The 6459-nt window shown below is 69.4% G+C and carries 8 protein-coding genes; all 8 read left to right on the top strand.

The features are described 5' to 3' along the window. The first annotated feature begins 145 nt into the window (after positions 1–145). Complete coding sequence (locus ACYVKZ_RS00535; protein ID WP_460990066.1) at positions 146–1081, top strand: ABC transporter ATP-binding protein; 936 nt, start codon at positions 146–148, stop codon at positions 1079–1081. Next, a complete protein-coding gene (locus ACYVKZ_RS00530; RefSeq protein WP_460990064.1) occupies positions 1047–1463 on the top strand; it encodes an ABC transporter permease subunit in 417 nt (138 codons plus the stop codon). Before ACYVKZ_RS00535 ends, ACYVKZ_RS00530 begins: the two co-directional genes overlap by 35 nt. After that, on the top strand, positions 1463–1849 hold the full coding sequence (locus tag ACYVKZ_RS00525) for a hypothetical protein (protein WP_460990062.1): 387 nt from the start codon (positions 1463–1465) through the stop codon (positions 1847–1849). Before ACYVKZ_RS00530 ends, ACYVKZ_RS00525 begins: the two co-directional genes overlap by 1 nt. 142 nt (positions 1850–1991) lie before the next feature. Then, complete coding sequence (locus tag ACYVKZ_RS00520) at positions 1992–2978, top strand: ABC transporter substrate-binding protein (protein ID WP_460990060.1); 987 nt, start codon at positions 1992–1994, stop codon at positions 2976–2978. A gap of 34 nt (positions 2979–3012) precedes the next feature. Further along, positions 3013–3993: an ABC transporter substrate-binding protein gene (locus ACYVKZ_RS00515; protein WP_460990058.1), complete on the top strand. Its 981-nt coding sequence runs from the start codon at positions 3013–3015 to the stop codon at positions 3991–3993. Beyond that, positions 3990–4850: an ABC transporter permease gene (locus ACYVKZ_RS00510; RefSeq protein ID WP_460990056.1), complete on the top strand. Its 861-nt coding sequence runs from the start codon at positions 3990–3992 to the stop codon at positions 4848–4850. Before ACYVKZ_RS00515 ends, ACYVKZ_RS00510 begins: the two co-directional genes overlap by 4 nt. Beyond that, positions 4847–5620 (top strand): ABC transporter permease, encoded by a 774-nt coding sequence (locus ACYVKZ_RS00505; protein ID WP_460990054.1) that lies wholly within the window; start codon positions 4847–4849, stop codon positions 5618–5620. Before ACYVKZ_RS00510 ends, ACYVKZ_RS00505 begins: the two co-directional genes overlap by 4 nt. Continuing rightward, entirely contained in the window at positions 5610–6455 is an 846-nt protein-coding gene (locus ACYVKZ_RS00500; RefSeq protein ID WP_460990052.1) for an ABC transporter ATP-binding protein, read from the top strand. Before ACYVKZ_RS00505 ends, ACYVKZ_RS00500 begins: the two co-directional genes overlap by 11 nt. Positions 6456–6459 lie beyond the last annotated feature (4 nt).

The following is a 6459-nucleotide window of genomic DNA, read 5'->3' as shown; positions in this document are numbered from 1 at the left end:
CGGTCGAGCCCCCCAACCCACCGTTGGGGGGCTCCCGCATTTAACACGGGGACGGCACAGCACCACCCGCCCGCGCAGCCCCCGGCCCCCGCACCAGCGCCCTTCGGCCCTACGCGCACACCGCAGCCGCCCCGATACTGGCCGCATGCACATGGACGGCCCGCCGGTGATGCTCGACGGCCTCACCAAGCGGTTCCACAGGACCACGGCGCTCGACGCGGTGAGCTTCGCGATCGAGCCGGGGGAGGTCTTCGGGTACCTGGGGCCGAACGGGGCCGGGAAGACCACCACCATGAGGATGCTCGTGGGCATGCTGCGGCCCACGGCCGGCTCCGCCCGCGTGTACGGCCTCGACACGTGGCGGCAGGCGGTGGCCGTCCACCGCGTGGTCGGGTATGTCCCGGGGGAGCCTGCCCTCTATCCGCGGCTCACGGGGCTCGAACACATCGACTACCTCGGCCATCTCCGGGGCCGGGCCGACCGGCCCCGGGCGCAGGCCGTGGCCGAGAGGCTCGGGCTCGAGCTCTCGCGGCGCGTCCGCACCCTCTCGCGCGGCAACCGCCAGAAGCTGGCCGTGGTGCTCGCGCTCATGTCCGAGCCGCGCCTGCTCGTCCTCGACGAGCCGACGAGTGGGCTCGACCCCCTCGTCCAGCGGGAGTTCCACGCGCTGCTGCGCGAGCACACCCGGGGAGGCGGCGCCGTACTCCTCTCCTCCCACATCCTCGGCGACGTCCAGCGCGTCGCCGACCGCATCGGCGTCGTGCGGGAAGGCCGGCTGGTCGCGGTGGAGCGGCTCGCCGACCTCAGCGGGAAGTCGCTGCACCACGTGCGTGCCTCGTTCGCGGACGGGGTGCGGGCGGAGGAGTTCGAGGGCATCCCCGGGGTGCGGGACCTCTCGGTCCGCGGGTCGACGATGACCTGCAGCGCCCCGCAGTCCGCCCTCGACGCCCTGCTCAAGAGGGTCAGCAGCCGCGCGGTCGTGGACTTCGAGTGCGCCGAGGCGGAGCTCGACGAGATGTTCCTGGCCTACTACTCGGGAGAGGACCATGCTGACGAGCGTGCTGCTCAAGACGTTGCGTGACCAGGCGAGGGCACTCCTCGGCTGGGCCGTGGCGCTGGTGCTGATCGTGGCCATGTACGTGGCGATCTGGCCCAGCATCCGGGACCAGCCGTCCATGAATGCGTTCCTCGACCAGATGCCCGAGACGCTGCGGAGCCTGTTCGCGATGTCGGGGGCGGACATGTCCACCCCGGTCGGGTACATCAAGATCGAGCTGCTGTCCTTCATGGGGCCGATCGCGGTCCTGCTCTACGCTATCGGCACCGGGGTCGCGGCCATCGCGGGCGAGGAGGAGCACCACACGCTCGAGTTCCTGCTCGCCGCTCCGATCGGGCGGGGCGCGGATCGTGCTCGAGAAGGCGGCGGCGATGGCGGTGGGCGCGGGCCTTCCTCGTGGTCGTGATGGGGGCATCGCTCGTCTGGGAGGGCGCCTGGACGGGCATGGACCTCCCCGCGGAGCGCGTGTTCGCCGCCATGGCCCACCTGGGACTCCTCAGCCTGGTGTTCGGCGCCCTCGGCCTGGCCCTGTCCGCCGCCACCGGCCGGCCCGGGCTGAGCCGGGGGCTCCCGGTGGCGGTCGCCGTCCTGGCCTACGCCGTCAGCGGCCTCGGCGGGATCGTCGACTGGCTCAAACCCCTCCAGAAGTATTCGCCGTTCTACCAGTACTCGGGGCACGACCCCCTCGTGAACGGCCTCGACTGGCCCAGCGTGGGCATCGCGGCAGCGACCGCGGCAGTGCTCATCGCCGCCGCCGTCGTCGGGTTCCGGCGCCGGGATGCCGCCGCGTAGCGGGAGAGACCGCACCCACAAGATGGCCCACAATTCAATAGTTGATTAGTTCAATCGTTGAAGATATGGTGCATGCAGAACGTGGGGTGCATCACATCCGAGTCGACGTGGACTCGACGCCCCGCGCCGAGGAGCAGACGTCATGTTCAAGACTCTTTCCAGGGCACTCGCCGGAGCGGCCGTTGTCGCCGTCGCACTGACCGGATGCGGCGCGGGGTCGCCGTCGGGCAGCGGCGGGGGCGCCCAGCAGGGCGCCTCAGGCTCGCTCACCAAGGTCACCGTGGGCGTGCTGAGCATCGCCCCCTCGTCCGCCGTCCAGTACGGCATCGACAAGGGCTACTTCGCCAAGCAGGGCCTCGACGTGCAGTTCCAGACGGGGCAGGGCGGGGCCGCCATGCTCCCGGCCGTCTCGTCCGGCAGCATGGACTTCGCCGTCGGGAACCCGCTCTCCGTGCTCGTCGCGACGGACAAGGGCCTCGACATGAAGATCGTGACCGGCTTCTCCAACTCGATCGCGAGCGGCAACGACATCGAGAGCGTCGTGGTCAAGAAGGACTCCCCGATCAAGACGTGGAAGGACCTCGCCGGCAAGACCGTGTCCGTCAACGCTGTGAACACCCAGGGCGACCTGACCATCATGGAGTCCGCGGCCAAGGAGGGCGCAGACCCGAAGGCGATCAAGTTCAGCGAGGTCGCGTTCCCGGACGCCCAGGCACAGCTGGACCGCGGCAACATCGACGCCGCGTGGGTGCCGGAGCCGTTCATGACCAAGATGCTCAGCAACCCCAACTACCGTCTCGTCGGCTACCCCTACCAGGTCACCATCCCGGGGCTGCCCACCATGGTGACCTTCACCTCCGGCAACTTCGCGAAGTCCAACCCGGAGACGGTCCAGAAGTTCCAGAAGGCCATGCAGACCACGCTCGACGCCGTCCAGAAGGACCAGCAGGGCTTCAAGGCGGCTGCCGGCACGTTCCTCAAGATCGACCCCGCCGCGGCCCAGAAGCTGAACATGGAGCAGATGTCCGCGGACCTGCGCGAGCAGCAGCTCACCGACCTGGGCAACCTCATGCTCAAGTACAAGTTCGTGTCGAAGCAGCCCTCGGTCGACTCGATCCTCGTCAAGTGACCGGCTCGCACCCGGGTCCTGAAAGGCACACACCATGATCAAGCGCGTCGCGACGGCAGCTGCCGCAGCGCTGACCATCCTCACGCTGGCCGCGTGCGGCTCCGGCTCGCCCAGCGGAGGCACCCAGGCGGCCGCGGCTGGCGGGGGCCAGGCGCAGAAGATCACCGTCGGGGTCATCCCGATCGTCGACACGGCCCCGATCTGGCTCGGCAAGGCGAAGGGCTTCTTCACCGACGAGGGCCTCGACCTCGACATCCAGACCGCCACGGGCGGCTCCGCGATCGTGCCGGGCGTCCAGTCCGGCAGCTACGACTTCGCGTTCTCGAACCTCATCTCGGTCATGGTCGCCCGGGACAAGGGGCTGGACATGCGCTTCGTGGCGGACGGCGCGTCGTCGACCGGGGATCCCGCGAAGGAATTCGGCGCGGTCCTCGTCAAGGGCGACTCCCCGATCACGACGGCGAAGGACCTCGCCGGCAAGAAGGTCTCGGTCAACAACCTCGCCAACATCGGGGACACGACCATCAAGTCGGTGGTCGAGAAGGCCGGCGGAGACCCCTCGAAGGTGCAGTTCGTCGAGGTCGCCTTCCCGGACGCCCAGGCGGCCCTGGACAAGGGCGTGGTCGATGCCGCGTGGATCCTCGACCCGTTCCGCACGGCGGGGGTCAAGGCGGGCGACCGGGTGCTGAGCAACAACTTCGTCGAGTTCGATCCGAAGCTGGACATCGCCGGCTACTTCACGAGCGGGGACACCGCCAAGAACAAGCCGGAGCTGGTCGCCAAGTTCACCCGGGCCATGAACAAGTCGCTCGAGTATGCCCAGGCCCACCCGCAGGAGGTCAGGGACATCGTGGGGACCTACACGAAGATCGATGCCGCGACCCGGGCCACCATGAACCTGCCGCTGTACCGCAGCGCGTTCGACCGGGCGGCCGTGCAGAAGCTCGGAGACTCCGCGCAGAAGTACGGCACGCTCAACAAGCCCGTGAACCTCGACGAGCTGCTGCCGCGATGAGCACGCAGACGACCGCTGCACGCCGCTCCGTGCGCGCCTCCCGGAGCGCCTCCGCGCGCTCGAAGGGGCGCCCGGGGCGGCGCGCGGGATGGACGACGCCGGTCCTCGGCTTCGTTGGCATCCTCGCCTTCCTCGGGGTGTGGGAGCTCGCTCCCGCGCTCGGGATCGTCCAGGCGCAGTACCTCCCGCCCGCCTCGGAGGTGCTCGCGTCCCTCGCGCAGGACCTCGGCCTGGCCCTCTTCTGGAAGGCGGTGGGCGACACGATGTCCGCGTGGGCACTCGGGCTCGCCATCGCCGTCGCGCTCGCGACCGCCCTCGGCCTCCTGATCGGGATGTCCACGTTCCTGCGGCGCGCCACCAACTCGACCATCGAGTTCCTCCGCCCCATCCCGTCCGTCGGGCTCATCCCCCTTGCCGTGCTCCTGTTCGGGATCAAGATGGAGTCCACGCTCATGCTCGTGGTGTACGCGAGCTTCTGGCAGGTCCTCATCCAGGTGCTCTACGGGGTCGCGGACGTGGACGCGGTCGCGATGAACACGGCGAAGAGCTACGGCTTCTCCTGGTGGCAGCGCGTGCGGGACGTCGTGTTTCCCACCGTGCTTCCGTACCTCATGACCGGCGTGCGCCTGGCGGCCTCGGTGGCCCTGATCCTCGCGATCACCGCCGAACTCGTCATCGGCTCGCCCGGCCTCGGCCGGGAGATCGCGCTCGCGCAGTCCGGAGGCGCGATCTCCGGCATGTACGCCCTCATCCTCGCCACGGGCCTGCTCGGCGTCGTGGTCAACCTCGCCGCCCGCTGGGTCGAGCGGCGGGTCCTGTCCTGGCATCCCTCGATCCGCGGGGAGGTCGCGGCATGAAGGCCCTCAAGACCCTGCTCTATGGGATCGGGCTCCCGGTCCTGCTCATCGCCCTGTGGTGGGCCGCGACGTCCGGGGCCCCGAACTTCTTCGTCCCGACCCCGGCCACCCTGATCGAGAAGTTCCCGGCCACATGGTTCGGGGACCGGCTCGTCTCCGACGTGCTGCCGAGCATCCTGCGGCTCCTCTCCGGGCTCGCCGTCGCGATCGTCCTCGGCATCGTGCTCGGCCTCCTCGTGGGACTCAGCCCGGTGCTCAGGGCGCTCACCGAACCCGTGTTCGAGTTCTTCCGCGCCATCCCGCCGCCCGTCCTCGTGCCCGTGCTGATGCTCCTGGTGGGCATCAACGACTCGATGAAGGTTGCCGTCATCGTCTCGGGGTGCGTGTGGCCGGTCCTGCTCAACACCATCGAGGGTGTGCGCGCCATCGACCCGGTGCAGAACGAGACCACCCGCTCGTACGGGATCACCGGGTTGGCCCGGGTCAGATACCAGATCCTGCCCTCGGCGGCCCCGCAGATCTTCGCGGGCGTGCGCCAGTGCCTCTCGATCGGCCTGATCCTCATGGTCATCTCCGAGATGTTCGCGTCCTCGTCCGGCCTCGGCTTCGCGATCGTGCAGTTCCAGCGGTCGTTCGCGATCCCCGAGATGTGGTCCGGCATCGTGGTGCTCGGCCTCATCGGGGTCGCCATGTCCCTCATCTTCCAGTGGATCCAGCGGATCGTGCTCCGCTGGTACAACGGCCTCAAAGAGGTAGAGAATGCAGCCTGACCAGTCCCAGACCATCCCCCGCGGCCGCATCCTGCCGGACGGCGAGGCGCTCCTCTCCGTCCGCGGGGTCAAGAAGGTCTACCACACCGACGCCGGCGCCATCGAGGCCGTCCGGGACCTCACCTTCGACCTGGGCCACAACGAGCTCGCGTGCATCGTGGGCCCGTCCGGGTCCGGCAAGACCACCCTGCTCAAGTGCATCGCCGGGCTCCTCGGCACCACCGAGGGCGAGGTGATCCTCGACGGGAAGAAGGTCACCGGGCCGCCCAAGAAGATGGCCGTGGTCTTCCAGGAGTACGGCCGCTCGCTCTTCCCGTGGCTGCGCGTGAGGGACAACGTGGAGCTCCCGCTCAAGAACGCCGGCGTGCCCAAGGCGGAGCGCGAGAAGCTCGTGGCCCAGGCCCTCGAAGCCGTGGGACTCGCGCACGTTCCCCGCTCCTACCCCTGGCAGCTCTCGGGCGGCATGCAGCAGCGCGTGGCGATCGCCCGCGCCGTAGCCTACCAGCCCGAGGTGCTGCTCATGGACGAGCCGTTCGCTGCCGTGGACGCCCAGACCCGCGCGGACCTCGAGGACCTCATCCGCCGGATCTGGAAGGACCTCGGCGTCACGGTCCTGTTCGTGACGCACGACATCGACGAGTCCGTCTACCTCGGCCAGCGCGTCATCATCCTCTCCTCCTCGCCCACGGTCGTGCAGGAGGACCTCGTGATCGACCTGCCGGCCGAGCGGGACCAGCTCGAGACGCGCGCCCTGCCGCGCTTCACCGAGCTGCGCCACCACGTGTACGAGCAGATCCAGCTCGCCAAGCAGGGGCACCGGCCGGCCGCCGTCTGAGCGG

This window comes from Sinomonas soli, from assembly GCF_054782415.1.
Note: the sequence above shows the minus strand (reverse complement) of the source record. Positions and strands in the feature narration are given on the sequence as shown.